The following is a 26,355-nucleotide window of genomic DNA, read 5'->3' as shown; positions in this document are numbered from 1 at the left end:
ATGAAGAATCTGACTTTAGCCGAATTGGCAACGATTACCGGGGGAGAGCTACACGGAGACGGTACTATTACTGTTTCAGCGGTTGCTCCTATGGATAAAGCGCTAGAAGGAAGTATTACGTTCCTTTCTAACGTGAAGTACAGCAAGCACCTAGGTGACTGTAAAGCATCCGCTATTATGGTTAAAGAGAGTGAACGCGAACTGTGTAAAACCAATGTAATTGTGGTTAATGACCCTTATGTTGCTTTTGCTAAAGTTGCTCAAGCGCTGGACATTACTCCTGCACCGGCTGCGGCTATCGCTGATTCAGCTTCAATCTCCGGTGATGCAACCATTGGACAAAATGTGTCTATTGGTGCAAATGCTGTGATTGAATCTGGTGTTGTCCTTGGTGATGACGTGATCATTGGTGCTGGTTGTTTTATTGGTAAGAATGCTCAAATTGGCTCAGGCACTAAGCTTTGGGCTAATGTAAGTATTTATCATGAAGTGATCATTGGCACTGCGTGTTTGATTCAATCAAGCACAGTGATTGGTTCTGATGGCTTTGGTTATGCGAACGAAAAAGGCGAGTGGGTTAAGATCCCTCAAGTCGGTTCGGTTCGCGTTGGTAACCGCGTAGAAATTGGCGCGTGTACGACCATCGACCGTGGTGCGTTGGACGATACAGTGATTGAAGACAACGTTATCTTAGATAACCAACTTCAAATTGCTCACAATGTTCACATCGGATATGGTTCGGCAATTGCTGGTGGTACTATTGTGGCTGGCAGCACTACGATAGGTAAGTACTGTATTATTGGTGGCGGTTGTGTGATTAATGGTCACATTGAAATCGTTGACGGCGTTACAATCACCGGTATGGGGATGGTAATGCGCAGCATCACTGAGAAAGGTATGTATTCATCTGGTATTCCTTTACAGCCAAATAAAGACTGGCGTAAAACAGCGACGCGAGTTCATCGTATTGATGAAATGAACAAGCGTTTGAAAACCGTTGAAAAACTTATCGAGAAGAGCGCGGAATCATAATTCCAGCATTTCTAATAAAAGGCTCGCGTACAGCGAGTCTTTTTCGTTTATAATCCTTCTAATTAAATAAAGAATATACATAGGAATACGACTTTGACTACTGAACAGACAACGATGAACATTACTGAAATTCAGGAACTATTACCTCATCGCTACCCATTCTTAATGGTTGATCGTGTGACTAGCTTTGAAAAAGAAAAAACACTGACCGCGATTAAGAATGTTTCTGTTAATGAACCTCAGTTCACAGGCCACTTCCCACAGCTTCCTGTATTCCCAGGCGTGTTGATCTTAGAAGCAATGGCTCAAGCTACAGGTCTTCTTGCATTTAAATCTTTTGGTGCGCCTTCTGGTAACGAACTTTACTACTTCGCAAGTGTTGATAAAGCAAAATTCCGTAAGCCAGTGGTACCTGGTGACCAACTGGTTATCGAAGTTGAGTTCCTAAAAGAACGTCGTGGCATTGCATCATTTAACGGTGTGGCTAAAGTTGACGGCGCTGTAGTGTGTTCAGCTGAACTTAAATGTGCTCGTAGAGAGTTTTAATATGATTCATGAAACAGCGAAAATTCACCCGGCAGCAGTAATCGAAGGTGATGTAACTATCGGTGCTAACGTGACGGTTGGGCCTTTCACTTACATTGCTGGTACTGTGACTATTGGTGACGACACAGAGATTATGTCGCACGTTGTGATTAAAGGTCACACAACCATTGGTAAAGAAAACCGTATCTTCCCACACGCTGTGATTGGTGAAGAAAACCAAGACAAGAAGTATGGCGGCGAAGCAACAACAGTAGTGATCGGTGATCGCAACGTGATTCGTGAAGCCGTTCAGATCCACCGTGGTACGACTCAAGACAAAGCAACCACAGTGATTGGTGACGACAACTTACTTTGTGTAAACGCTCACGTAGCGCATGATGTAATCGTTGGAAACCACACTCACATTGGTAACAACGCTATCCTTGGCGGTCACGTGACGGTTGGCGATTACGCTGGCGTAATGGCACTGTCTGCGATTCACCCGTTCTGTTCAATTGGCGCTTATGCGTACATTGGCGGTTGTTCTGCAGTTGTTCAAGATGTACTGCCGTACGTGCTTGCACAGGGTAACCACGCTGCTCCATTTGGTTTGAACCTTGTTGGCTTGAAGCGTAACGGATTTGAGAAACCTGAAATTCGTGCACTACAGAAAGCGTACAAAGAGTTATACCGTTCAGGTAAAACACTTGAAGAAGCGAAAGCGGCTTTAGTTGAAATGGCAAAAGAGTTTACTTCGGTTACTCCTATGCTAGAAATGCTAGAGAACTCTGAGCGCGGTATTATTCGTTAATACTTGATGTGATTGTGTACCAATCAGCGCAAGTATGACAGTAATTACTTAATCAGATTGGTATAACAAAAAGATCGCTACTCATTAGGCGGTCTTTTTTGCTTTAGGCGAGAAGGGAAAACTATGGCACAGCAAGATACACAAACTAACACCTCGAATTTTGTTTCGAACGAACCACTGCGTGTGGGCATCGTTGTTGGGGAGCTTTCTGGCGACACACTGGGTGAAGGCTTTATAAAAGCGATTAAATCACAATACCCAAATGCAGAATTCGTCGGTATTGGCGGCCCCAAAATGAAAGCCCTTGGTTGTGAGTCTCTTTTCGAAATGGAAGAGCTTGCTGTGATGGGCTTGGTTGAAGTACTGGGACGTTTGCCTCGCTTACTTAAAGTGAAAGCGGAACTGGTGAAGTATTTCACTCAAAATCCACCCGATGTGTTTGTTGGTATTGATGCGCCTGACTTCAACCTGAGGCTTGAGTTGGATCTTAAGAACGCTGGCATCAAAACAGTGCATTACGTGAGTCCTTCAGTATGGGCTTGGCGTCCAAAGCGTATCTTTAAAATCGATAAAGCAACCGACTTGGTATTGGCTTTCCTACCGTTCGAAAAAGCGTTCTACGATAAATATAACGTTGCCTGTGAATTCGTTGGCCATACGTTGGCAGACTCGATTCCTTTGGAACCGAGTAAACGAGACGCTCGAGAGCTTTTAGGTCTTGATCAAGATAAGCAGTGGCTAGCGGTATTGCCGGGTAGTCGTGGTGGTGAAATGAGCTTGATTGCTCAGCCATTTATCGAGACTTGTCAGCGTATTAAGCAGAAATATCCTGATATTAACTTTGTTGTTGCGTTGGTTAATGAACAGCGTAAAAAACAGTTTATCGAGATATGGCAAGCTACCGCACCTGAGTTGGAATTCACACTAGTGGAAGATACTGCGAGAAACGTGATTACCGCTTCCGACTCAGTTCTACTAGCTTCTGGTACCGTTGCACTTGAATGTATGTTGCTTAAGCGTCCGATGGTCGTAGGCTACAAGGTCAACAAGCTCACTGGCTATATCGTGAAGAAATTGTCGATCACAGAATTTGTCTCGTTACCGAATATCCTAGCGGGTGAAGAAATCGTAAAAGAACACATTCTTGAAGAGTGTCACCCAGATTACCTTTTCCCATCGGTCGACAAGATGCTTTCAACGGACAATGCGCCATTGATTGAACGCTTTACTGAAATGCATCACTGGATCCGTAAAGACGCGGATAAACAAGCGGCTAACGCGGTATTGAAACTGATTAACCGACCATTTGTTGAGTCATAAAACGCTTGTTTACAGAACACTAAGAGAATAATGATGGCAGTAAAAGAGAAAAAAGAGCTTCCTCCGTTTGAATACCCTCAAGGCTACCAGTTGTTTGCTGGTGTGGATGAAGTGGGTCGTGGCCCATTAGTCGGTGATGTCGTGACTGCGGCCGTTATCCTCGATCCTAATAATCCCATTGAAGGCTTAAACGACTCAAAAAAATTGTCAGAGAAGAAACGTCTTGCGCTGCTTCCTGAGATAAAAGAGAAAGCATTGGCGTGGTCGGTGGGCCGTTGCTCTCCACAAGAAATTGATGAGTTAAATATTCTACAAGCGACCATGGTTGCTATGCAGCGAGCTATCGCAGGGCTAAGCGTTCAGCCAGACATGGCTCTGATCGATGGTAACCGTGTTCCAGAATTACCGATGGATGGTTTGGCGATTGTGAAAGGGGACTTGCGAGTTGCTGAAATCAGCGCAGCGTCTATCATCGCTAAGGTAGTTCGTGACCAAGAGATGGAAGAACTTGATAAGCTTCATCCAGAGTTTGGTTTTGCTCAACATAAAGGTTACCCGACCAAAGCGCATTTCGAAGCGATTGAAAAACATGGTGTAACTGAGCATTACCGCAAAAGCTTTAAGCCAGTAAAACGTATTCTTGGCATAGATTAGAGCGCATCGATTAAACTTTATATTGCTCTGGCTTCCTATTGATAGTTGCTTCTTGTTGATAGTGACTTCCTATTGATTGGAGCTGGGCATCGAATAAAGTTGCCTACTTGCAGTAGAAAAAAATAGAATACACACAGTTGTAATCCTAGGCTCAAGCCTAGAACTCAGGAAAAATAATGTCAGATCCAAAATTTGTTCACCTTCGCGTACACAGTGACTTTTCTATGGTGGATGGCCTATCAAAGGTACCGCCACTGGTTAAGAAAGTTGCTGAGATGGGTATGCCTGCTCTAGCACTGACCGACTTTACCAACCTATGTGGTTTGGTGAAATTCTACGGTACAGCCCATGGGTGTGGGGTTAAGCCAATTATTGGTGCTGACTTCCTGATGCAGTCTCCTGAGTTTGGCGACGAATTGACCAAACTCACCGTTATTGCAACGAGTAACAAAGGTTACAATAACCTAACGTTATTGATTTCAAAAGCTTACCTTCGTGGTCACGTACAGCATCAGCCAGTGATTGATAAAGAGTGGCTGATTGAGCATGCCGAAGGCCTGATTCTTTTATCGGGTGCGAAAGAAGGTGAGATTGGTAAGGCGTTGCTGAAAGGCAACCGAGAGTTGGTTGCAAGTAGTGTCGAGTTTTACAAAACACACTTTGCCGACCGATTTTATCTGGAGCTGATCCGTACAGGACGTCCGGATGAAGAGTCTTATCTGCACTTTGCGCTGGAACTCGCCGAGCAAGAAGACTTGCCAGTTGTCGCGACCAACGAAGTGGTATTCATTTCTGAAGACTTGTTTGACGCTCATGAAATCCGTGTGGCGATTCACGACGGCTTTACCATGGTTGATCCACGTCGACCAAAAAACTACAGCCCACAGCAGTATCTACGTAGCGAAGAAGAGATGTGTGAGCTGTTCTCAGACATTCCTGAAGCTCTAGAAAACAGTGTTGAGATCGCTAAGCGTTGTAATGTCACCGTGCGATTGGGCGAATACTTCTTGCCTAACTTCCCGACGGAAGGTTTGGCGATTGAAGACTTCTTGATCAAAAAGTCAGAAGAAGGTCTTGAACGACGTTTAGCATTCCTATTTCCTGATGAGAAAGTCAGAGCTGAACGCAGGCCTGAATACGATGAGCGACTCAAGATCGAGCTTGAAGTTGTCAACAACATGGGTTTCCCAGGTTACTTCTTGATCGTAATGGAGTTTATCCAGTGGTCAAAAGATAATGATGTACCAGTAGGTCCTGGTCGTGGTTCTGGTGCCGGTTCTTTGGTGGCTTACGCGCTTGATATCACCGATCTTGATCCACTTGAATACGACTTGCTGTTCGAACGTTTCTTGAACCCAGAACGTGTATCCATGCCCGATTTCGATATCGACTTCTGTATGGATAAGCGTGACCAAGTTATTGATCACGTGGCTGAAATGTACGGTCGTGATGCTGTTTCTCAGATCATTACCTTCGGTACCATGGCGGCGAAAGCGGTAATCCGCGATGTAGGCCGTGTACTGGGTCACCCGTTTGGCTTTGTCGATCGAATTTCAAAGCTTGTACCGCCTGATCCGGGTATGACACTAGAGAAAGCCTTCCTAGCTGAGCCTGCCTTGCCAGAACTCTACGACGGCGATGAAGAAGTTCGTGAACTGATCGATAAATGTCGAATTCTAGAAGGTTGTACGCGAAACGCAGGTAAACACGCGGGTGGTGTTGTAATCTCACCGACCACGATTACTGATTTTGCACCTATCTATGCCGATGCGGAAGGTAACTTCCCAGTAACGCAATTCGATAAGAATGACGTAGAAACTGCTGGCTTGGTTAAGTTTGACTTCTTGGGGTTGCGTACACTGACGATCATTGACTGGGCACTAGGCCTAGTGAACCCACGTTTGAAGAAAGAGGGGAAAGATCCGGTTCGTATCGAGTCGATTCCTCTGGATGATCAAGCATCATTTAACTTATTACAAAATTCTGAAACGACGGCGGTATTCCAACTGGAATCTCGCGGTATGAAAGATCTGATCAAGCGTCTGCAACCCGACTGTTTTGAAGATATCATCGCATTAGTGGCCTTGTTCCGTCCGGGCCCTCTGCAATCAGGCATGGTAGATAACTTTATCGACCGTAAACACGGACGAGAGGCGGTCTCTTACCCTGATGAAACGTGGCAACACGAATCGCTTAAAGAGACACTAGAACCTACGTACGGCATCATCCTGTATCAAGAACAGGTAATGCAAATCGCTCAGATCCTTGCGGGTTATACGCTTGGTGGAGCCGATATGCTGCGTCGTGCGATGGGTAAGAAAAAGCCTGAAGAGATGGCAAAACAGCGCGGTACCTTTAAAGAAGGTGCTGAAGCCAATGGTGTTGATGGCGAACTGTCCATGAAGATCTTTGACTTGGTAGAGAAGTTTGCGGGCTACGGCTTTAACAAATCTCACTCGGCTGCATACGCACTGGTTTCTTATCAAACACTGTGGTTGAAAACGCACTACCCTGCGGAATTCATGGCGGCAGTAATGACCGCGGATATGGATAACACCGAGAAGGTTATTGGCCTTGTCGATGAATGTTTCCGTATGAAGCTCAAGCTTCTTCCGCCTGATATTAACTCCGGTTTATACCGCTTTAATGTCGATGAAGATGGCGCAATTGTTTATGGCATTGGTGCGATTAAAGGGGTTGGTGAAGGCCCAATTGAAGCCATTATCGAAGCGCGTAACAAAGGCGGTTACTTTAAAGACTTGTTCGACTTCTGTGCACGACTTGATCTGAAAAAAGTGAACAAGCGTGTTATCGAAAAGTTGATTCTGTCAGGCGCCTTAGATAGATTAGGCCCTCACCGAGCAGCAATGATGGCCTCATTGAAAGATGCGGTTAAGGCGGCAAGCCAACATCACCACGCTGAGGCTTTTGGTCAATCGGATATGTTTGGTGTTTTGACCGACGCTCCGGAAGAGGTTGAACACAAGTATACTCAAGTGCCTAAATGGCCTGAAAAGGTTTGGCTAGAAGGTGAACGCGAAACGCTTGGTTTGTATTTAACGGGTCACCCGGTGAATGCTTACATTAAAGAACTTGCGAAATACACCAGCTGTCGCTTGAAAGATGCGACGCCGACGCGTCGTGATCAGTCTTTAACGATTGCAGGTTTGGTCATTGCTGCTAGGGTAATGACCACGAAACGCGGAACTCGAATTGGTTTGATGACCCTCGACGACCGATCGGGGCGAATGGAAGTGATGTTGTTCTCGGATGCGCTCGATCGCTACGCTGAATTGCTCGAAAAAGATAAAATTGTGGTCGTTTCTGGACAGGTCAGCTTTGATGATTTCAATGGTGGGCTTAAAATGTCCGCGCGCGAGGTCATGGACTTAGGAAGCGCCCGTGAGAAATATGCTCGTGGGGTGTCGATATCTATCGACCAATCCCAAATTAATGGTCAATTTTTTGAACGCTTTAGTCAAATCTTAGAACCTTATAGAGCCGGAACGGTCCCAGTCAATGTATACTACCAGCGTGCCGACGCTAGAGCGCGGTTAACATTGGGCACAGAATGGCGTGTGACGCCAAGTGATACATTACTAGACGAATTAAAACAGCTGCTTGGAAATAGCCAAGTAGAACTCGAATTTAACTAAAATTTAGCTCCATGATTGTGGAGCTGAATCAACAAGGATTCATAGATGAGCCTGAACTTTCTAGAATTTGAAAAGCCTATCGCTGAACTTGAAGCAAAAATCGAAGCGCTACGTGACGTTTCGCGTCACGGTGGTGACACAGCGGTAGATCTAGACAAAGAAATTGAACAACTAGAGAAAAAAAGCTTAGAGCTTAAACAGAAAATCTTTAGTGACTTAGGTGCGTGGCAGGTAGCTCAACTTGCTCGTCACCCTCAACGTCCGTACACAAAAGATTACCTGGAGCATGCCTTCACAGAATTTGAAGAGATGGCGGGCGATCGCGCTTACGCTGACGACAAAGCAATTGTAGGTGGTATGGCTCGTCTAAATGGTCGTCCTGTTATGGTTATTGGTCACCAGAAAGGTCGTGAGACTAAAGAGAAAGTGATCCGTAACTTTGGTATGCCAAAGCCAGAAGGTTACCGTAAGGCACTTCGCCTAATGGAAACGGCTGAGCGTTTCAACATGCCAATTATTACTTTCATCGACACAGCGGGTGCTTACCCAGGTGTTGGTGCTGAAGAACGTGGTCAATCTGAAGCGATCGCAAAGAACCTTAAAGTAATGGCTGGCCTTTCAGTTCCAGTTATCTGTAACGTTGTTGGTGAAGGCGGTTCTGGTGGTGCACTAGCGATCGGTGTTGGCGACTACGTGAACATGCTTCAGTACTCTACGTACTCAGTAATCTCTCCAGAAGGTTGTGCTTCAATCCTGTGGCGTGATTCAGATAAAGCGCCACAAGCTGCTGAAGCGATGGGCCTAGTTGCTCCTCGCCTGAAAGAGCTAGAGCTTATCGACGAAATTATTCCTGAGCCTCTAGGTGGCGCGCACCGCGATCCAGTACAAACGGCTCAGAACATGAAAGACATGCTAGTTAAGCAGCTAGAAGAGCTAGAGCAGTTTGACAACGAATCGCTTCTTGAGCGTCGTTACCAACGCCTAATGAGCTACGGTTACTGCTGATAAGCGTGCCTTGAAATGAGGCAGCTTCAAGTAACAAGATGATGAAAGGGTTGGACTCAGTGCCAACCCTTTTTTATTATTAGAACATTCTCCCTTCAAACCTACTCTCATGGTTAACTCGCTCATGACTCACTTAATCGAAACCTTCACATCGGTACTTCATCAAAGCGCACTCAAGCCTAGTAGATTGATCGTGGCTTTCAGTGGCGGTGTTGATTCTCGAGTTTTGTTAGAGTTCGCGGCGCAGTACTCGCAAACGCATGGCATTGAGTGTCGTGCGGTACATGTCCACCATGGCCTAAGCGAACATGCCGACCACTGGGTAGAACAATGCCAAGCATGGTGCGATGCTTCGTCGGTTTCGTTAGCTGTTGAGCGAGTCTCGCTGGATATCAACAGTGGTGCGAGCGTTGAAAAGCTTGCTCGAGATGCTCGATACCAAGCTTTTCAGCAACACATCAGAAAGGGCGATGTGCTTGTTACGGGTCAGCACATTGACGATCAACTTGAAACCTTCTTGTTGGCGTTAAAGCGTGGCAGTGGTCCGAAAGGACTCTCTTCAATGGCGAAAGTGATGTCGTTTGGCGAAGCGTTTATTGTGAGGCCTTTGCTGTCAGTGACTCGATCAGACATCGAAGCATCGGCTCACGACATGGGGTTAACTTGGGTCGAAGATGAGAGTAATCAGGATCTGCGTTTTGACCGTAACTTTATTCGCCATCAAGTCACGCCAACGCTGACTGAGCGCTGGCCTAGTTTTCGCGAGTCGGTAAGCCGCAGTGCTCAGCTTTGCGCAGAGCAAGAGTTATTGCTCGATGAGTTGCTTGAATCACACTTCCTGCAAGCTTTAGGAGGCAGTAAGAGCTTAAGCATTGAGGCGTTATCTCAGCATTCTGATTTGTTACGAGCACGTTTGATCAGAATGTGGATCAGCCATTGTAATCAACCGATGCCAAGCCAAAAGCAGCTAAAACTTATTTGGGATGAAGTGGCTTGTGCTCAGGCGGACGCCAACCCTAAGCTAGTGTTGAATGATGTTGAAGTACGACGATTCAATCATCAGCTCTACTTAGTGAAAGAGACCAAAGACTTATCCGACTGGCAAAGTGCTCTTTCGATTGGTGACAACTTAGTGTTGCCTGATGACTTAGGAGAGGTCCACTTAAACTCATTACCGAGTGATTCTGTTACTCATAACTGTGATTCGCAAAGCTTTAGTTTCTCGAGTACAAGCGAATCACTACGAGTCATTTTTAACCCTGAAGGGCTCTCGGCTCATCCTGTCGGGCGCGGGCATAGCAGAAAGCTCAAGAAGCTGTTTCAGGAATACCAAGTACCCAGTTGGTTAAGACGCAGAACACCTATATTAATGGATGGCGATCGAGTGATCGCTGTTTTAGGATTATTCGTAGATAAGAACTACGAAGGTCAAGATTGTGAAGCGCTTTGGAGCAAGTAGAAAAAGTTTGTGTCACAATTCGACGTCACTTTAATAAAAATAATTAATGGAATATGCAATGAAAAAAATTACACTAGGATTAGTTCTTGGATTCGGACTATTGAGTGGTAACGCTCTGGCGGGTGATGTTGCTGCAGGTCAAGCTAAAGCAGCGATCTGTGCGGCGTGTCATGGTGCTGATGGTATCGCTATGATTCCGGGTTACCCAAACCTGAAAGGACAAAACGAGCAGTACATCGTTTCATCAATCAATGCGTACAAAACAAAACAGCGTAATGGTGGTTTGGCCGCTGTAATGCAGGCTCAAGCTTCTATGCTGAGTGATGAAGACATCGCAAATCTAGCCGCTTACTACGCAAGCCTTAAGTAAAACCTTCTCAAAGCGCTGATTAAACAAGACGATAAATTTCGAGCCAGAGCTTTAAAGCTCTGGCTTTTTTCATTGAATGTTTACTATAGCTAACCGATAATGACCTATTCGCACAGTTTAAGGGATGAACATGAAAAAGATTGAAGCCATTATTAAGCCATTCAAGCTTGATGATGTACGTGAAGCACTTGCAGAAGTGGGCATTACGGGTATGACAGTATCTGAAGTTAAAGGCTTTGGACGACAGAAAGGTCATACTGAGCTATACCGCGGCGCAGAGTACATGGTCGACTTTTTACCTAAAGTGAAATTGGAAATTGTTGTGACCGACGAAGTGGCTGACCAATGTGTTGATACCATTATCGAAACGGCTCAAACTGGTAAAATCGGCGACGGTAAGATCTTCATTACTGACGTTGAACGTGTGGTACGTATTCGTACTGGCGAAGAAGACGAAGACGCCGTATAAAAAACTATTACCCTAAAAGGAGCGTTTATCGCTCCTTTTTCATTTCTGGTAGGGTGCTGTATGTTTAAGAAAACCATCATGGCTATCGCAGTTTTGATAATACTTGCTGTTGCTAGTTTTCATCTTATCTTCGTGATCCCGAATAAACCTAACCTGATCACTTCCTCTCAAAATACCAGTAATGATATCTATAGCTGCTATCAAAACTCGAAACCTAAGGCGATTGATGTATCTGACGGATTGAGTCTCACCGTGTGGAATATTTACAAGCAAAACCGCAGTAATTGGCAGAGTGAACTGAATAAGCTGTCGGCAGGAAGCGATCTAGTGTTACTGCAAGAGGCGAGTATGACAGAAGGGCTTCGTCAATGGGTGACGAGTGGCCAGTGGGGAAGTACTCGAGTGAATGCATTTGAAGCTTTTGAACAAAGTGCGGGCGTACTCAACCTAGCGACGCATCTACCGATCGAAGCTTGTGCTTATACTCATGAAGAACCTTGGCTTCAACTGCCTAAATCCGCGCTTTGGTCGCGCTACCAACTAAGTAATGGCGAAGAGTTGGCTGTGATTAATATCCATGCCGTGAACTTTACCTTTGGTACGGAAGATTACGAGGCTCAGCTCAAGAGCTTAACTGACAATCTGCAACAGTATCGTGGACCTGTTATTTTTGCTGGGGATTTTAATAGCTGGAGTGAGGCTCGCTTTACTGTATTGAAAGATGCGTTGGAGAAGGTTGGTTTGACGGAAGTTGCCTTTGAGCCAGATAACAGAACTCAGTTCATTACAGGGCTGGTGCTCGACCACGTGTTCTATCGAGGGCTAGAGGTAGAAAAAGCAAAAGCGCCCATTACGGACGCTTCTGATCATAACCCTATGCAAGTGACCTTTAAGGCTAAATAGTTATTAGCTATTGGAGCTTAACCATTCGCACGGTGGTTACCTTGGGTAATCTAACGGAGCAAATAGGCTAGAGAGTTTTCACTAGCCTTATCTCTTCAACTTAAAAGATTAAAATGTAGAGCGCCCAGATTAGGTAGTAGCCAACCCATGGTAAGCCTGAAATCACAAGCGCTTGCCCGCGTTCAAACTCAGTCCACGTCAATACTGCGGCATAACCCAGCACGATGTACCATGGCAGCAACAGTGGTAATGAGCTAGCAAACTGCGACCAATCACTGGTGAGCGGTAACTTGATTAAGCCGTTTAAGCTGTTCAAGTCGGCCGCGTAGTTCATCACATGTCCGTGCTTGAGTATGAGGCTTGCGTAGCTCGCCACATCTCCTAAAACAGCCGGGAACATCACAACTGACGAAGCTGCAAACCATCGCCAGTAACTGTGTTGGTGTTGGCTTGGTTTGGTTGCTAGGTTAAACCAAAACGCCAACAGGGCGATGGTTAACGTTCGGCCAAACACATCGCTGATGATTTCACTTGCGAGTAGGGTATTGCTGTCAAGTAACGCCAATTGATCTGGGTTCGTTTGAGCAAGTTGCTGTGACAACTCTGCGCTTAACCATGCAAAATCTACATTCGAAAAATAGGCACCCCAAAATAAAAATGGACTGAGTATTAATACGACGTAGGGTTGCCATCCCCAAGCACTTCTCTGATAAAGCGCTAAGAAACAAGCTGTTGGTGCTCGGAAGATATCCAACAGCATGACGAGTGGGTTACTTGACGGGTTCATACACTTACCTTAGTTACATCAACATACAGCTTCAGTTTCTGTCCTGGCTGTAGGTATTTTTTGTTCTGCAAAGTGTTCCATTTTACAACATCTGCACTTTTTACTTTGAACTTTGATGCAATACCGCTGACTGTGTCACCCGATCTTACGTTATAAAAGATAGTGCGGATGATGGCGCCGTCTGAACCATTCTTCCAAATGACCAGTTCTTGACCAATACGCAGTGTGTCGCGTGGCCCCATGCCATTCCACTTAGCTAGTGATTGGTGAGATACCTTATTTGCGCGTGCAATCGTCCACAGGCTGTCACCACTTCTTACCGTATGGCTAAGCTTATATTGGCCACGACTCTTTGACTGTGTGCTTGCTAGGCGGTTTGAAGCGCTTAGTGCGTACGTTTTGTCGTCTTTGGTTGAGGTTGGGATAAGTAGGTGCTGACCAATACGGATATTGTTGTTGCTCATCCCGTTTGCAGAGCGAATCACTTTGCTGGTGGTGTTGTATTTACTCGCCAATACGCTGATGCTATCGCCAGATTGCACTTTATAACGCACCAACTTCATGCCTTTGCCTTTATTAGCGGCCACTTCTTTGTTGAACTTCTCAACAGAGCTTAGAGGAAGCAATAATTGCTGATGTTTTTCTGGTGCCGTCGCCCACTGGTTATAAGCGGGGTTGTAGCCTTGCAGCTCTTTTACCGGAATGCCTGCGTAGTTTGCCGCAATCGCCAGATCAAGTTGTTCGTCTGGGTTAACCAGTGTCAATACCGGCTTGTTTGGGATCGCAGGAATGTCGATGCCATACTTTTCTTGGTTGGCAATCACGTCAGCTAGTGCAAGTAGCTTAGGTACATAGCTGCTGGTCTCTTTTGGTAAATCCAAAGAGAAGAAGTCGATTGGCTTACCTAGCTTCTTGTTTTTGCGGATAGCACTGCTTACACGACCACCGCCACTGTTATAGGCAGCAATGGCATGGTTCCAATCGCCATCGAAACGTCTGTTGAGGTCTGATAGAAAATCCAATGCAGCATCGGTAGAAGCGGCGACATCACGACGACCGTCGTACCAGAAGTTCTGTTCTAGTCCGTAATCTTTGCCTGTGCCAGAAATAAACTGCCATAGACCTGCAGCGCTGCCATGAGAGTAGGCAAACGCATCGAAAGAACTTTCTACAACTGGCAACAATGCCAATTCTAGTGGTAAGCCTTTTTCTTCAATCTTAGTTGTGATCAGATAAAGGAAGGGTTCAGCACGTTGTGAGACGGTCTTTAGATGACTAGGGTGCTTTAGGTACCAAGTTCGGTAGTAATCGACCTTCTTTTGGTCTGGTACTTCCATTTCAAGTTGCATCGCAATACGTTTCCAAACATCTTGTTGTGTTTGTGGAGTAACGACAGGTGCTTCAACTTTGGGTTCTTCTTTGGTCGCTTCTGATGAAACGTTCGCTTGAGAAACTTCTTTAGTAGGAGATGTGTTGGTTTGCTCGGAAGCTTGGTCTGGATTCTCTGACTGAGTTAATTGGCAACCAGATAGTAGTAGTACCAAAGCCCAGCTGTACTTAACTCGCATGTTACAGCCTTTTTAATAAACGGCCGATGATAATACTTGCCACCCCCTATGAGTGACAAGTCTGTATTTGTTAAAATTCGTTCTTCCACGTACGTAAAGCGGTGAACACTGACAGAGGATCGGTGTTTTCGGTGCGGTTAGAGACTGATTTGATTACACTTGGCTCGGTGTAACGCAAGAAAGGGTTAACGAACTTCTCTTGTCTCAAATTTGTGGGGATGGTCGACTTATTTTGCGCACGCAGTCGGTTCACTTGGTCGCGATATTGCTGCAAATGTTGGTTATCAGGCTCAACAGCCAGTGCGAAAGCGATATTCGCGGCAGTGTATTCATGGGCACAATAGACTTCGGTTTCTTGAGGAAGTGCCGTGATCTTGTTCAGTGCATCAAACATCTGTTGTGGTGTGCCTTCCATGATTCGGCCGCAGCCAGCTGAAAACAGCACATCACCACAAAATAGTTTTGCATCACCTACATAACCAATGTGCCCCGCAGTATGGCCACTTAGCCCAAGCACTAGGAACACCTCACCAAACAGTTCCAACTGGTCACCGTCATCGACTGGGTGAGTCAGGGTTGGAATTGGCTCATTTCTAGGGCCAACGACGTCTACGCTTGGGAATTGTCTGACTAACTCTGGAACGCCACCAATGTGATCATGGTGGTGGTGTGTAATCAAGATTGCATCTAAAGTTAGCTCATGATGTGCTAAGTACTCTAATACTGGAGCAGCATCACCAGGGTCGACGACAGCACAACGGCGATCGCTATTTTGAATCAGCCAGATGTAATTGTCGTTAAATGCAGGTATGCTTTTGATATGTAACATTATTGGTTCTCCAGTCACTTTTAGTGCGACAGAATAAGTGAGACAGATTATTGATGAAGCCAGCACGTAGCAGAAAAAAGTTTGAATGTCCTTACACTTGGGCACAGTTGCACAATGGGGACTGGTTGAGAGAATCTATTCAAACTCGACTCGATGAGTGGTGTCCAAAGCTATTTGGCTACCATATGCTCAAGCTCGGCGGCCTCAGTAGTGAGATTTCTAGCTGCACATGCAACATTCAACATCAAGTAAACCTAGATATCCAGAACCCATTACATAATGTGATAGCGGATGGCTATAATTTACCCTTTTTAGAGAAAAGCTTTGATGTTGTGGTGCTCAGTCATCAATTAGATTATAGCAACGACCCTCACCGGTTATTGAGAGAGGTTGATCGAGTGATGATGGATGATGGCTATATCATCATTACTGGCTTCAATCCGTTTAGTATTACCGGACTCGCAAGTTTACTGCCTTGGCGTAAGAACAGTTTGCCTTGGAGTGGGCGTATGTATACGCCAAATCGTGTGAAAGATTGGTTAGGTGTGTTGAATTATGAAGTGATTCACTGCGATACCTATGCGTTGTTTCCGATGAGTAAATATCAGGCGATGTGGACTTGGTTAGAGAACAGCTTGGGTGGCTGTGCTTCTTTTGCGGGAAGCCAATACTTTATTGTTGCTCGCAAGCGTACCTATCCGCTCAAACCGATTAAGCCTCATTGGCACCTTAAACGACGCTTTTCTCCTGTAGGAGCAAGCTTTAGAACCAATAGCCGTCCCACGCAGCATTCGAACAAGGCTTCATATCCGCTAAAAACAGAAAAAGCCGACTAGTCGTTGGCTTTTCATCTATTAATTAGGCTAAGAAATTATCAATTAGCTTGGTTGGTAGCCCGTATCTTCTTGAGTTGGGTTCTCAGCAGCGGTTCTAGCTAGGTCATCACACATTTCGTTCTCTCTGTGTCCTGCATGCCCTTTTACCCAACGCCAATCAACGCTATGACGCGCGGTCTCTTTATCTAGCCTTTGCCAAAGGTCGGCGTTTTTCACTGGCTTCTTATCCGCTGTTTTCCAATCACGCTTTTTCCAGTTATGGATCCACTGGGTGATGCCTTGACGTACGTATTGGCTGTCTGTTGTTAGAATCACAGAGCAGGGTTCTTTGAGTGCTTGAAGCGCAATGACTGCGGCGAGCATTTCCATTCGATTGTTGGTCGTCAGTGTGAAGCCTTCTGCTAGTGTCTTTTCGACTTTTTTATAGCGAAGTACGATGCCATAGCCACCGGGACCTGGATTGCCTAAACAAGAACCATCAGTGAAAATTTCAACTTGTTTCGTCATGATTTGATACTATTACCTCAAGCACATTATCGGCATAGTCTGACACAGATATCCTTATGAATACCAGTAGCACTCTAGAACAAAGCGTTGACGCAGCAGCGAACTCCAAATCAGAAAATGGGGCGAACGCAGAAAACAAACGCATCATTGTACTCGATACCGAAACAACCGGTATGAATACGGAAGGTGGTCCTCACTATATGGGTCATCGCATCGTAGAAATCGGTGCCGTCGAGATCATCAACCGTAGATTGACCGGGCGTCATTTTCACGTCTACATCAAACCCGATCGTGCCATTCAAGAAGAGGCGATTGGCGTTCACGGTATTACTGATGAGTTCTTGGTAGATAAGCCTGAGTATCAAGACATTCACAAAGAGTTTCTCGACTTTATCAAAGGTGCTGAGCTGGTGGCTCACAATGCGCCCTTCGATACTGGCTTTATGGATTATGAGTTTGAGAAGCTTAACCCTGCGATTGGTAAAACGGATGACTACTGTAAAGTTACCGATACCTTGGCGATGGCGAAAAAGATATTCCCGGGTAAAAGAAACAACCTAGATATCTTATGTGATCGTTATGGTATTGATAACTCACACCGTACTCTCCACGGCGCTTTACTCGATGCGGAGATTCTAGCTGACGTCTATTTATTGATGACAGGTGGACAAACTTCGCTGCAATTTAACGCTGGCCAACAAGATGGTGGTGCAGAAAGTATCCGAAGAGCAGAAAGTGGTCGAAAATCCCTAAAGGTTTTACGAGCTACGGCCGATGAAGTAGAAGCGCATCAAAGTCGTTTAGATCTCGTCGAGAAAAGCGGAAGCTGCCTCTGGCGTCAGTAGGGAGAAAGTATGTTAAGGGTATTGGCTACCGGTTACTTATTGCTGTTAAGCTTTAGCTTGCATGCGGCAACGGAATCCGTAATGAGTTTATTGGACAACCGCTTTCGCGTTGATCCCAGTATTGAACAAGTCACCTTTGTGATTTATCGAGCCGATAACTCTAAACCTGTCGTTTTGGTTCGCCCTGACGGCAAGAAATACTATGCTTGGCGCAATGCCGATAATGTCCGTTGGTACGAAGAATCATCAATGGATATCATATCTATCGACAAACCGATGCCGGGCCCTTGGCAAGCGGTTGGTAAGGTCTCACCTAAGAACAACATCAAATTATTGTCTCACCTTGTTTTAGATGCCAATGACTTCCCAGACAAACTGTATCAAACCGAAAATATTAAATTTACGGCTCGTTTGACATCAGACGGCAAACCTTTAGTGTTGCGCGATTTTTTAGATCGCGTAAAGCTTAAAGTTACGTTTACTAAGTTCGTTGAAAATGAAGAGTCTTTAGTGAGAGAGGCGCGCCCAATTCCGGTTGTGATGGGCGAATTTGCCGACGATGGCAGTGGTCTTGATGAGCAAGCCGGAGATGGCGTTTTTACTGTGTCGTTACCGATTGATATTGAGCCGGGTAAATACCGTGCGCGTATTACTTCTGGCAATGGTGTGTTCCTTCGAGCGCAAGAGCAAGAGGTCTTAGTCTATCCAACACCGCTCACCACAACATTTATTCAGTCTCGCAAAGAAGGGCTGCCTCATACGATCGTCGTATCAGGTGAGCCGGGCATGATAGCCCCAAGTTCATTAGCCGTTCATGTTGAACACAAAGCCCCTGATGAGTATGTAACGTATAAGCAAGGGCAAGCTGAAGTCGATGCGATGAAAGTGCCTTTAGAGGTGCCTTACAATGGTGATTTGGGGATTTATAGTTGGTCAGGGATGGTTTACGCCACCGATGCTTCAAGTCAACGTCCACTGATCTTTCCAATTACAGAACAATCATACAGCGTTGTTGAAGATATCGATTTAGCGGAGTCAAGACGCCTTCAAGAAGAAGCGCTAGCCGAGCAAAAACGTATCGCGACAGAGTTGATGATTCTTCAGAAACGCGAAGATGACCGACAACGCAGTATGATCATCATCGCCATCGGTAATGTTGTCGCAATTCTCTTGGGTTTATTGATCTGGTTTGTGATTCGTAAAGTGACCGCGAAGAAGCAAGCTCAACCTGAGATGCAGCTAAGAGCTCCTAAATAAATCAGGAGTCGACGCTGGCAAGGTCATTCAGCGTTCGCTTTAGCTCATAGATGTAAGTAGCTCATGGATGTAACATTACGACTACTTTATTGTGATATAAAAAAACGGGACTCTATGAGTCCCGTTTTTGCTTCTGGTCTATCTCGTGTATCTGGTTTCGCAACTGAGTTGCTTAGTTACATACTGATACTTTGGCTAGGCCACGTTATCAATCGATTGACCTGGATATTGTGACTTTGCTGCGAGTTCCTCTGGTGCGAAGTCGTCAACGTTAATTGTGTACAGTCGGTGTTCTTCAGCGCTAACAAGCAACGCAGCTTCTTGCTCATTTAAAATACCTTTCTCAAGTCCTAATTGAGCAACAAGGTCGAGTCTTAAGAAAGCGCGTTTTTGATGCGTCTCTTTGCAGACTTTGTCGAATAAAGGCTCTGCTTGCAGAATCACTTCTAGTGCTTTTTCTATTTTACCAACAGGGTTGTATTCCGTTGCTTCTAAGTATTGACCGCGGCCAATACGTGAACGAGTTTCACTTGGTGTTTGTAGTATGCTTGCTACTTGGCTATCCAGTTTGTCATTGGGTGCACGACGAATACGACCAAATGGCATCAGTACAACACGAAGTAGGCGTCCAATTACCGGGTTAGGGAAGTTCGCTAGGAACTCATCAATCGCGACTTCAGTTTGACGTAAGCTATCTTGCATACCCCAATGTACTAGCGGTAGATCCTCAGCGTGGCTGCCTTCACTTTCAAAACGCTTAAGTGTTGCAGACCCTAAGTAGAGTTGACTCAGGATATCGCCCAGTCTTGCAGAAAGACGCTCTCTACGTTTCAAAGAACCACCTAGTATTGCCATTGAAATATCAGACAGTAGCGCTAGGTTAGCGCTGTAGCGGTTCAATTTTTGGTAGTAGCGCTGTGTTTGTTTGTCAGTTTTATTAACTGGAGTTGGCGTATCAGAACCACGACCGTCGGTTAAACCAAACCACAAACTGCGAACGAGGTTACTGAGTGTAAAGCTAACGTGGCCAGCTAACGCCGAATCGAACTTATCAAGAGCATCGCTGCTTTCAGAATAAGCCGCTTCCATTTCGTTTAGAACATAAGGGTGACAACGAATCGCGCCTTGACCGTAGATGATCATTGAACGAGTCAGGATGTTTGCCCCTTCAACGGTAATCGCGATTGGCGAACCTTGGTAGCCACGCGCTAAGAAGTTTGATGGACCTAAGCAAATGCCTTTACCACCGACGATATCCATCGCATCGATGATGCTGCGTTGGCCACGGTGAGTACAGTGATACTTAACGATGGCAGAGATAACTGAAGGTTTTTCGCCAAGGTCGATACCTGCAACGGTTAGGTTACTCGCTGCATCCATCACGTAAGCATTACCCGCTAGGCGTGCTAGTGGCTCTTCAACCCCTTCCATACGGCCAATTGGTTGTTTGAACTGACGACGAATGCGAGCGTAAGCGCCTGTTGCCAGTGCTGCTGACTTGATGCCACCTGTTGAGTTTGAAGGCAGCGTGATACCACGGCCAACCGATAGACATTCAACCAGCATGCGCCAGCCTTGGCCTGCCATTTTCTGGCCACCAATGATGAAATCGATTGGTACGAAGATGTCGTCGCCCTGAGTTGGACCGTTTTGGAATGGAACATTGAGTGGGAAATGGCGATTGCCAATCTCAACACCTTTTAAATCAGTTGGGATAAGCGCACAGGTGATACCAAGATCTTTTTGATCACCAAGCAGGCCATCCGGGTCACGCAGTTTAAACGCTAATCCCAAAACAGTCGCGACAGGCGCTAGGGTGATGTAACGCTTGTTCCAAGTTAGGCGCATGCCCAAGACTTCTTCACCTTCCCATTCACCCTTACATACCACACCGTAATCCGGTATAGAGCCAGCGTCTGAGCCTGCTTCTGGACTGGTCAGTGCGAAACAAGGGATCTCTTTACCTTCAGCTAGGCGTGGCAGGTAATGGTTTCTTTGATCTTCAGTGCCGTAGTGCTGTAATAGCTCACCAGGGCCTAGTGAGTTAGGTACGCCAACTGTCGATGATAATACGCTCGAAACACCCGTTAGCTTCTGTAGAACCAAAGACTGAGCGTAAGCTGAGAATTCTAAACCGCCGTATTTCTTTTTGATGATCATGGCAAAGAACTTGTGGTCTTTTAGGAATTGCCACACTTCTGGTGGAAGATCAGCTAACTCATGCGTCACCTGGTAATCGTTCACCATTTCACAAACCTGATTTACAGGTCCGTCTAAAAAGGTTTGTTCAGCTTCAGAGAGCTTAGGGTCAGCAATGTCCTGAAGTTTCTTCCATTCTGGTTTGCCTTTGAACAGCTCAGCTTCCCACCATACGGTACCCGCTTCCAATGCTTCTTTTTCTGTCTGTGACATTGCAGGGAGTACTTTCTTAAACAAAGAAAGTGCTTTTTGGCTGATGATGGTTTGACGAATTGCAGGTACAGCAAGCATTGCAACGGCCAAGAGGTAACAAAGCCAGCCAGTGACAGCTACGCCGCCAAACAATGTCAGTACAACCATTGAACCGGTTAATACGATTAAAGCACGTACCAGACTAACTCTATGGTAAAGGCAGACACCAAAGATGGTTGTCATGGCAAGTAGGGAGAGCAATATGTTCATGATCGATTTCCTTTTCAGAGATCACTTATCGTTATGATTTTAGGTAAGAGGTCTAACCAGTTAAGTGTAAACAAAATATTAAATATTTGTAAAACTCTAAATTGGGTAAAAAGTGATCTTAATAGAGTTAAAATTCTAATTGTGAGAGGTTGGTGGTGAATAATTGGACGGTTCTGCAGTGAGATATTAATTTTGGTAGCAATCTTTTGGCTTAAGTATCGACACTATTTCATGTTTGTGGGTAAACTCAGTTATAAAGAGGGAAAAACCCTCAGCTCTCATTTCACGTACTTTAAGTTGCGTAAAAAAATATAAGAGATAAGCCTTATGTACCAAGACCTAATCAAAAGTGAATTGAACGAAGCTGCTGACGTTCTTAACAAGTTTTTGAGTGATGATCATAATATCGCTCAGATCGAAGCTGCGGCAAAATTGATTGCTGACTCATTTAAACAAGAAGGCAAAGTGCTTTCTTGTGGTAACGGTGGTTCACACTGTGATGCGATGCACTTCGCGGAAGAGCTAACTGGCCGTTACCGTGAAAATCGCCCAGGCTACGCTGGTATTGCGATTTCAGATCCTAGCCACCTGTCTTGTGTAAGTAACGATTTTGGTTACGACTATGTCTTTTCTCGTTATGTAGAAGCCGTGGGTCGTAAAGGCGATGTGTTGTTTGGTTTGTCAACTTCAGGTAACTCTGCCAACATTTTGAAAGCGATTGAAGCTGCTCAAGCTAAAGGCATGAAGACGATTGCATTGACGGGTAAAGATGGCGGTAAAATGGCAGGTTGTGCTGATATCGAAATCCGAGTTCCGCATTTTGGTTACGCTGACCGCATCCAAGAGATTCACATTAAGATCATTCATATTGTGATTCAGCTTGTCGAAAAAGAAATGGAATAATAGTTTTACAGACATTTGGAGCCCTGCTTAGGCTCCATTGGTTTTAAAAGGGAGTAGATTAAACCATGTGTGAATTGCTCGGTATGAGCGCGAATGTGCCAACTGATATTTGTTTTAGTTTCACCGGCCTAATGCAGCGTGGAGGTAATACCGGACCACATCGTGATGGTTGGGGAATCACCTTTTATGAAGGGAAGGGCTTTCGAACGTTCAAAGATCCTAACCCTAGCTGTGAATCAAAGATTGCTGAGTTAGTTCAAAACTACCCAATTAAAAGCCAAGCTGTTGTCAGTCATATCCGTCAAGCCAATCGTGGTGGCGTTAATCTAGAAAATACTCACCCATTTACCCGTGAGCTATGGGGACGATACTGGACCTTCGCTCATAATGGCCAATTAACGGATTACGATGATCTGGTTAGTGGTCGTTTCAGACCTGTAGGCGAGACGGACAGTGAGCTTTCTTTTTGTTGGTTAGTGAAACAACTAGAAGATCGTTTCCCTGAACCACCACAAGACATGGAAGGCATGTTTCGCTTTGTCGCGGAATGTTGTGACCAGTTGCGTGAGAAAGGTGTCTTTAACATGCTACTCAGTGATGGTGAGTACGTCATGACCTATTGTACGAATCACTTGTACTGGATAACAAGACGTGCACCTTTTGGTAATGCGAGCCTGATTGACGAAGATGTTGAGATAAACTTTCAAGAAGAGACCACGCCAAATGATGTGGTTACGGTCGTCGCAACGCAGCCTCTAACATGCAATGAAGAGTGGTTTAGAATGAAGCCAGGCGAATATGCCCTGTTTCATTTTGGTGAGTTGATCGGCAATAACCATAAAGCGTTGGAAGATGTTGCTTACGCACCTAAAAAGGTTGCAAGCCAAGCACCGACTGAGCCATTGAGCTAAGTATTCCGAATAGTATTAATTTGAAACGCATAAAAGAAAGGCCGCTTACTGAACTAATGAATCAGTAAGCGGCCTTTTTGTTTTTTATTTGGTTTAGTTTTAACGAATCACTCTTCTGCGTAACCGTGCTTGCCCAATGCCTTGCCGTCTAAGATAGCTTGTCCGTTTGCCATTGATAAACGATCTTCCGCGAACCACTTGCAGACCAGAGGATAAATGCAATGTTCTTGGGTGAGTACTCGGCTCGCTAGCATGTCGGCATCATCCCCTTCAAATACAGGCACCTTAGCTTGTAAGATTACAGGACCGCCATCGAGCTCTTCGGTAACAAAATGGACGCTGGTGCCATGCTCTTTGTCCTGAGCATCAATAGCACGCTGGTGGGTGTGCAGCCCCGGATACTTAGGTAACAGAGAAGGGTGGATATTGACCATTTTACCCGCATAATGACGAACAAACTCTGAACTCAGAATGCGCATATAGCCAGCGAGTACAATCAGGTCGGGTTGGTAAGCATCGATCTGAACCATCAATTCATGATCAAATTCTTCACGCGAATTAAATTCTTTTGGATTCACCGAATGAGCGTCAACACCTGCTGACTTTGCTCTCTCTAGACCAAAAGCCTCTGCTTTGTTTGAGAAAACGGCCTTAACAGAGGCGTCAATCGTGTGGCTCTCACAGGCATCCAAAATTGCCTGCAAGTTACTTCCGCTTCCTGAGACTAAAACGACGATGTTTTTCTTAGAGTGACTGTTATTCATAGAATGGATGTTCTTCATAGAGTGGGTCATGCGATTGGTTAACGGGGAGGTTTATACCAATCACAGTAAGTAAGTGATCATAAATAGCGTAGGAAAAAGGCTTGAGAACAAGGCAGAAATTTTCGATAAGTAGTTATCCTACAATCAAAATTTCTAACGACGTGATCGAGCATTTTAACAAGCTAGGATGACCAGTTATTTACTACGATTGGTATTTATATTACCTACATAAACTAAGGTTTTCTGCGGGCTAAATAGCAAAATGAGGACCATTAGGTCCTCATTGATTAACTAAGTAAGTGAGCGTATCACTTATTTGATTTCAACTTGCTCTTCGCCAGCTTCAGCGTTTGCGATCTCACCGATAACCCAAGCGTTTTCGCCTTCGGCTTTCAGCAGTTCAACAGCAGCGTCTGCTTGATCTTTAGGTAGAGCAACAACTAGGCCTACACCACAGTTGAAAGTGCGGTACATTTCAAATGTCTCCACGTTACCTTTCTCTTGTAGCCAGTTGAAGATAGCAGGCCATTCCCAGCTCTTGCCATCAATCACTGCTTTAGTACCTTCAGGAAGTACGCGTGGGATGTTTTCCCAGAAACCACCACCTGTGATGTGCGAGATAGCATGAATGTCATGCTCTGCAATCATCTTAAGTGCCGATTTGATGTAAATCTTAGTTGGTTCTAGTAGGTGTTCACCGATAGTGCGACCTTCTAGCTCTTCACTCTTATCAGCACCAGAAACTTCTAGAACTTTACGAATCAAAGAGTAACCATTTGAGTGTGGACCACTTGAGCCAACAGCGATAAGTGCGTCGCCTGCAGCTACTTTAGTACCGTCGATGATGTCAGCTTTTTCTACAACACCAACACAGAAGCCGGCTACATCGTAGTCGTCGCCTTCGTACATACCTGGCATTTCAGCAGTTTCACCGCCGATGAGTGCACAACCTGCTTGAACACAGCCTTCAGCAATACCAGAAACAACATCTGCTGCTGTATCTACATCTAGCTTACCTGTTGCGTAGTAGTCTAGGAAGAATAGCGGCTCACCACCTTGAACGATTAAGTCGTTCACACACATTGCCACTAGGTCGATACCAATGGTGTCGTGTTTTTTCAGATCCAAAGCAAGGCGAAGTTTAGTACCAACACCATCAGTACCTGAAACAAGTACCGGCTCTTTATATTTCGTTGGAAGTTCACATAGGGCGCCAAAGCCACCAATACCGCCCATTACTTCAGGGCGACGAGTGCGTTTAACAGCACCTTTAATACGGTCTACTAGTGCATTACCTGCATCGATATCAACACCAGCGTCTTTGTAGCTTAGAGAAGAAGTATTACCACTCACGGGATAGTCCTCGAACTTAAGTTGGATGTGAAAACGGCGCTATTCTAACAGGGCTTGATTACGAAGAGCAAACGTTTGCGCGGTTTTTTTTATTAGAATAAAGATTCTGAAATAACCCCACAGTTCGTGTATAATCTACAGGTTTGTTTAAATATTGCCGGAGTTGGAAATGAAAGTTGTTGAAGTGAAACACCCGCTAGTAAAACATAAAATTGGCCTGATGCGTGAAGGTGACATTAGTACTAAGCGTTTTCGTGAGCTAGCGACAGAAGTGGGTAGCCTTCTAACATACGAAGCGACATCAGACTTTGAAACTGAACGTGTAACTATTGATGGTTGGAACGGCCCAGTAGAAGTTGACCAAATTAAAGGTAAAAAGGTAACAGTAGTGCCAATCCTACGTGCAGGTCTAGGCATGATGGATGGTGTTTTAGAGCATATGCCAAGTGCTCGAATCAGTGTCGTGGGTATCTACCGTGACGAAGAAACATTAGAGCCTGTACCATACTTCAACAAGCTAGCATCTAACATTGATGAGCGTATTGCTCTAGTGGTTGATCCAATGTTAGCAACTGGCGGTTCTATGATTGCAACTCTTGACCTTCTAAAAGAGCAAGGCTGTAAAGTATTTAAAGTACTGGTACTTGTTGCTGCCCCTGAAGGTATCGCTGCACTAGAAAAAGCGCACCCAGATGTTGAGCTTTACACTGCTGCAATCGATGAGAAGCTAAACGACAAGGGCTACATTGTTCCTGGTCTTGGCGATGCTGGTGATAAGATCTTCGGTACTAAGTAATTCGGTTTCAGCTTAAGTTACGCTAAACCGTTTCTTAACTCGCTGATATTATCCGTATTAATAAAAAGGGAGAGCATTCGATGCTCTCCCTTTTTTGATCTTGCTAGCTTGTGATGCTCTTAATTGAGGATCAC

Annotated in this window: 24 protein-coding genes; 17 read left to right on the top strand and 7 right to left on the bottom strand. The window is 45.2% G+C overall.

The genetic code is table 11. The annotated features are described in order from the left end of the window. From lpxD to QWZ07_RS18355, 11 genes are all read left to right on the top strand, one after another. Complete coding sequence (gene lpxD, locus QWZ07_RS18405; protein WP_192852234.1) at positions 1 to 1,032, top strand: UDP-3-O-(3-hydroxymyristoyl)glucosamine N-acyltransferase; 1,032 nt, start codon at positions 1 to 3, stop codon at positions 1,030 to 1,032. 93 nt (positions 1,033 to 1,125) lie between these two features. Continuing rightward, positions 1,126 to 1,578: a 3-hydroxyacyl-ACP dehydratase FabZ gene (gene fabZ / locus QWZ07_RS18400; protein ID WP_017107190.1), complete on the top strand. Its 453-nt coding sequence runs from the start codon at positions 1,126 to 1,128 to the stop codon at positions 1,576 to 1,578. A gap of 1 nt (position 1,579) precedes the next feature. Then, positions 1,580 to 2,368 carry an acyl-ACP--UDP-N-acetylglucosamine O-acyltransferase gene (gene lpxA, locus QWZ07_RS18395; RefSeq protein WP_017107191.1) on the top strand — a complete coding sequence of 263 codons (789 nt, stop codon included), beginning with the start codon at positions 1,580 to 1,582 and terminating at the stop codon, positions 2,366 to 2,368. A 123-nt stretch (positions 2,369 to 2,491) separates the two neighbouring features. Then, positions 2,492 to 3,688 carry a lipid-A-disaccharide synthase gene (gene lpxB, locus QWZ07_RS18390; RefSeq protein ID WP_192852233.1) on the top strand — a complete coding sequence of 399 codons (1,197 nt, stop codon included), beginning with the start codon at positions 2,492 to 2,494 and terminating at the stop codon, positions 3,686 to 3,688. Positions 3,689 to 3,721: 33 nt separating this feature from the next. Further along, positions 3,722 to 4,342 (top strand): ribonuclease HII, encoded by a 621-nt coding sequence (gene rnhB, locus QWZ07_RS18385; RefSeq protein WP_192852334.1) that lies wholly within the window; start codon positions 3,722 to 3,724, stop codon positions 4,340 to 4,342. A 176-nt stretch (positions 4,343 to 4,518) separates the two neighbouring features. Next, complete coding sequence (dnaE, locus tag QWZ07_RS18380) at positions 4,519 to 7,998, top strand: DNA polymerase III subunit alpha (protein ID WP_192852232.1); 3,480 nt, start codon at positions 4,519 to 4,521, stop codon at positions 7,996 to 7,998. 45 nt (positions 7,999 to 8,043) lie between these two features. Then, positions 8,044 to 9,003 carry an acetyl-CoA carboxylase carboxyl transferase subunit alpha gene (gene accA, locus QWZ07_RS18375; RefSeq protein WP_017107195.1) on the top strand — a complete coding sequence of 320 codons (960 nt, stop codon included), beginning with the start codon at positions 8,044 to 8,046 and terminating at the stop codon, positions 9,001 to 9,003. A gap of 124 nt (positions 9,004 to 9,127) precedes the next feature. Then, the gene (gene tilS / locus QWZ07_RS18370; RefSeq protein ID WP_192852231.1) at positions 9,128 to 10,462 is read left to right on the top strand and encodes a tRNA lysidine(34) synthetase TilS; all 1,335 of its coding nucleotides are present in this window, start codon (positions 9,128 to 9,130) and stop codon (positions 10,460 to 10,462) included. A gap of 58 nt (positions 10,463 to 10,520) precedes the next feature. Continuing rightward, positions 10,521 to 10,832, top strand: a complete 312-nt coding sequence (locus QWZ07_RS18365) for a c-type cytochrome (protein WP_004734334.1) — start codon at positions 10,521 to 10,523, stop codon at positions 10,830 to 10,832. Positions 10,833 to 10,962: 130 nt separating this feature from the next. After that, entirely contained in the window at positions 10,963 to 11,301 is a 339-nt protein-coding gene (glnB, locus tag QWZ07_RS18360) for a nitrogen regulatory protein P-II (RefSeq protein WP_004738609.1), read from the top strand. 60 nt (positions 11,302 to 11,361) lie between these two features. Continuing rightward, a complete protein-coding gene (locus tag QWZ07_RS18355; RefSeq protein ID WP_192852230.1) occupies positions 11,362 to 12,204 on the top strand; it encodes an endonuclease/exonuclease/phosphatase family protein in 843 nt (280 codons plus the stop codon). A 100-nt stretch (positions 12,205 to 12,304) separates the two neighbouring features. Here the strand turns inward: QWZ07_RS18355 and QWZ07_RS18350 are convergent, their stop codons facing one another. From QWZ07_RS18350 to gloB, 3 genes are all read right to left on the bottom strand, one after another. Continuing rightward, the gene (locus tag QWZ07_RS18350; RefSeq protein ID WP_017110376.1) at positions 12,305 to 12,991 is read right to left on the bottom strand and encodes a YIP1 family protein; all 687 of its coding nucleotides are present in this window, start codon (positions 12,989 to 12,991) and stop codon (positions 12,305 to 12,307) included. After that, entirely contained in the window at positions 12,988 to 14,559 is a 1,572-nt protein-coding gene (locus QWZ07_RS18345; protein ID WP_017110375.1) for a LysM peptidoglycan-binding domain-containing protein, read from the bottom strand. Before QWZ07_RS18345 ends, QWZ07_RS18350 begins: the two co-directional genes overlap by 4 nt. A gap of 70 nt (positions 14,560 to 14,629) precedes the next feature. After that, on the bottom strand, positions 14,630 to 15,388 hold the full coding sequence (gloB, locus tag QWZ07_RS18340; RefSeq protein WP_017107201.1) for a hydroxyacylglutathione hydrolase: 759 nt from the start codon (positions 15,386 to 15,388) through the stop codon (positions 14,630 to 14,632). A gap of 53 nt (positions 15,389 to 15,441) precedes the next feature. Here gloB and QWZ07_RS18335 point away from each other — a divergent pair, with 53 nt between their 5' ends. Further along, positions 15,442 to 16,224 carry a class I SAM-dependent methyltransferase gene (locus tag QWZ07_RS18335; protein WP_029225915.1) on the top strand — a complete coding sequence of 261 codons (783 nt, stop codon included), beginning with the start codon at positions 15,442 to 15,444 and terminating at the stop codon, positions 16,222 to 16,224. Between the two features lie 42 nt (positions 16,225 to 16,266). On the opposite strand, the gene rnhA is transcribed toward QWZ07_RS18335, so the two are convergent. Then, positions 16,267 to 16,731 (bottom strand): ribonuclease HI, encoded by a 465-nt coding sequence (gene rnhA / locus QWZ07_RS18330; protein ID WP_017107203.1) that lies wholly within the window; start codon positions 16,729 to 16,731, stop codon positions 16,267 to 16,269. A 56-nt stretch (positions 16,732 to 16,787) separates the two neighbouring features. Here rnhA and dnaQ point away from each other — a divergent pair, with 56 nt between their 5' ends. Continuing rightward, a complete protein-coding gene (dnaQ, locus tag QWZ07_RS18325; RefSeq protein ID WP_192852229.1) occupies positions 16,788 to 17,576 on the top strand; it encodes a DNA polymerase III subunit epsilon in 789 nt (262 codons plus the stop codon). A 9-nt stretch (positions 17,577 to 17,585) separates the two neighbouring features. Continuing rightward, positions 17,586 to 18,833, top strand: coding sequence for a TIGR03503 family protein (locus QWZ07_RS18320; RefSeq protein WP_099165299.1), 1,248 nt, complete (start codon positions 17,586 to 17,588; stop codon positions 18,831 to 18,833). Positions 18,834 to 19,028: 195 nt separating this feature from the next. Here QWZ07_RS18320 and fadE read toward each other — a convergent pair whose 3' ends face one another. Next, entirely contained in the window at positions 19,029 to 21,494 is a 2,466-nt protein-coding gene (gene fadE, locus QWZ07_RS18315) for an acyl-CoA dehydrogenase FadE (protein WP_192852228.1), read from the bottom strand. A gap of 327 nt (positions 21,495 to 21,821) precedes the next feature. Here fadE and lpcA point away from each other — a divergent pair, with 327 nt between their 5' ends. Together lpcA and QWZ07_RS18305 are read left to right on the top strand one after the other, a co-directional pair. After that, the gene (gene lpcA, locus QWZ07_RS18310; protein WP_192852227.1) at positions 21,822 to 22,397 is read left to right on the top strand and encodes a D-sedoheptulose 7-phosphate isomerase; all 576 of its coding nucleotides are present in this window, start codon (positions 21,822 to 21,824) and stop codon (positions 22,395 to 22,397) included. A gap of 65 nt (positions 22,398 to 22,462) precedes the next feature. Continuing rightward, complete coding sequence (locus QWZ07_RS18305) at positions 22,463 to 23,308, top strand: class II glutamine amidotransferase (protein WP_017079424.1); 846 nt, start codon at positions 22,463 to 22,465, stop codon at positions 23,306 to 23,308. A 107-nt stretch (positions 23,309 to 23,415) separates the two neighbouring features. Here the strand turns inward: QWZ07_RS18305 and purN are convergent, their stop codons facing one another. Further along, on the bottom strand, positions 23,416 to 24,102 hold the full coding sequence (gene purN / locus QWZ07_RS18300) for a phosphoribosylglycinamide formyltransferase (protein WP_192852226.1): 687 nt from the start codon (positions 24,100 to 24,102) through the stop codon (positions 23,416 to 23,418). A gap of 282 nt (positions 24,103 to 24,384) precedes the next feature. Further along, positions 24,385 to 25,425, bottom strand: a complete 1,041-nt coding sequence (purM, locus tag QWZ07_RS18295; RefSeq protein WP_008222945.1) for a phosphoribosylformylglycinamidine cyclo-ligase — start codon at positions 25,423 to 25,425, stop codon at positions 24,385 to 24,387. A gap of 169 nt (positions 25,426 to 25,594) precedes the next feature. Between purM and upp the strand changes: the two genes are divergently transcribed. Beyond that, complete coding sequence (gene upp, locus QWZ07_RS18290; RefSeq protein WP_009847387.1) at positions 25,595 to 26,221, top strand: uracil phosphoribosyltransferase; 627 nt, start codon at positions 25,595 to 25,597, stop codon at positions 26,219 to 26,221. Positions 26,222 to 26,355 lie beyond the last annotated feature (134 nt).

The organism is Vibrio lentus, from assembly GCF_030409755.1.
Classification (GTDB): Bacteria; Pseudomonadota; Gammaproteobacteria; order Enterobacterales; family Vibrionaceae; genus Vibrio; species Vibrio lentus.
Note: the sequence above shows the minus strand (reverse complement) of the source record. Positions and strands in the feature narration are given on the sequence as shown.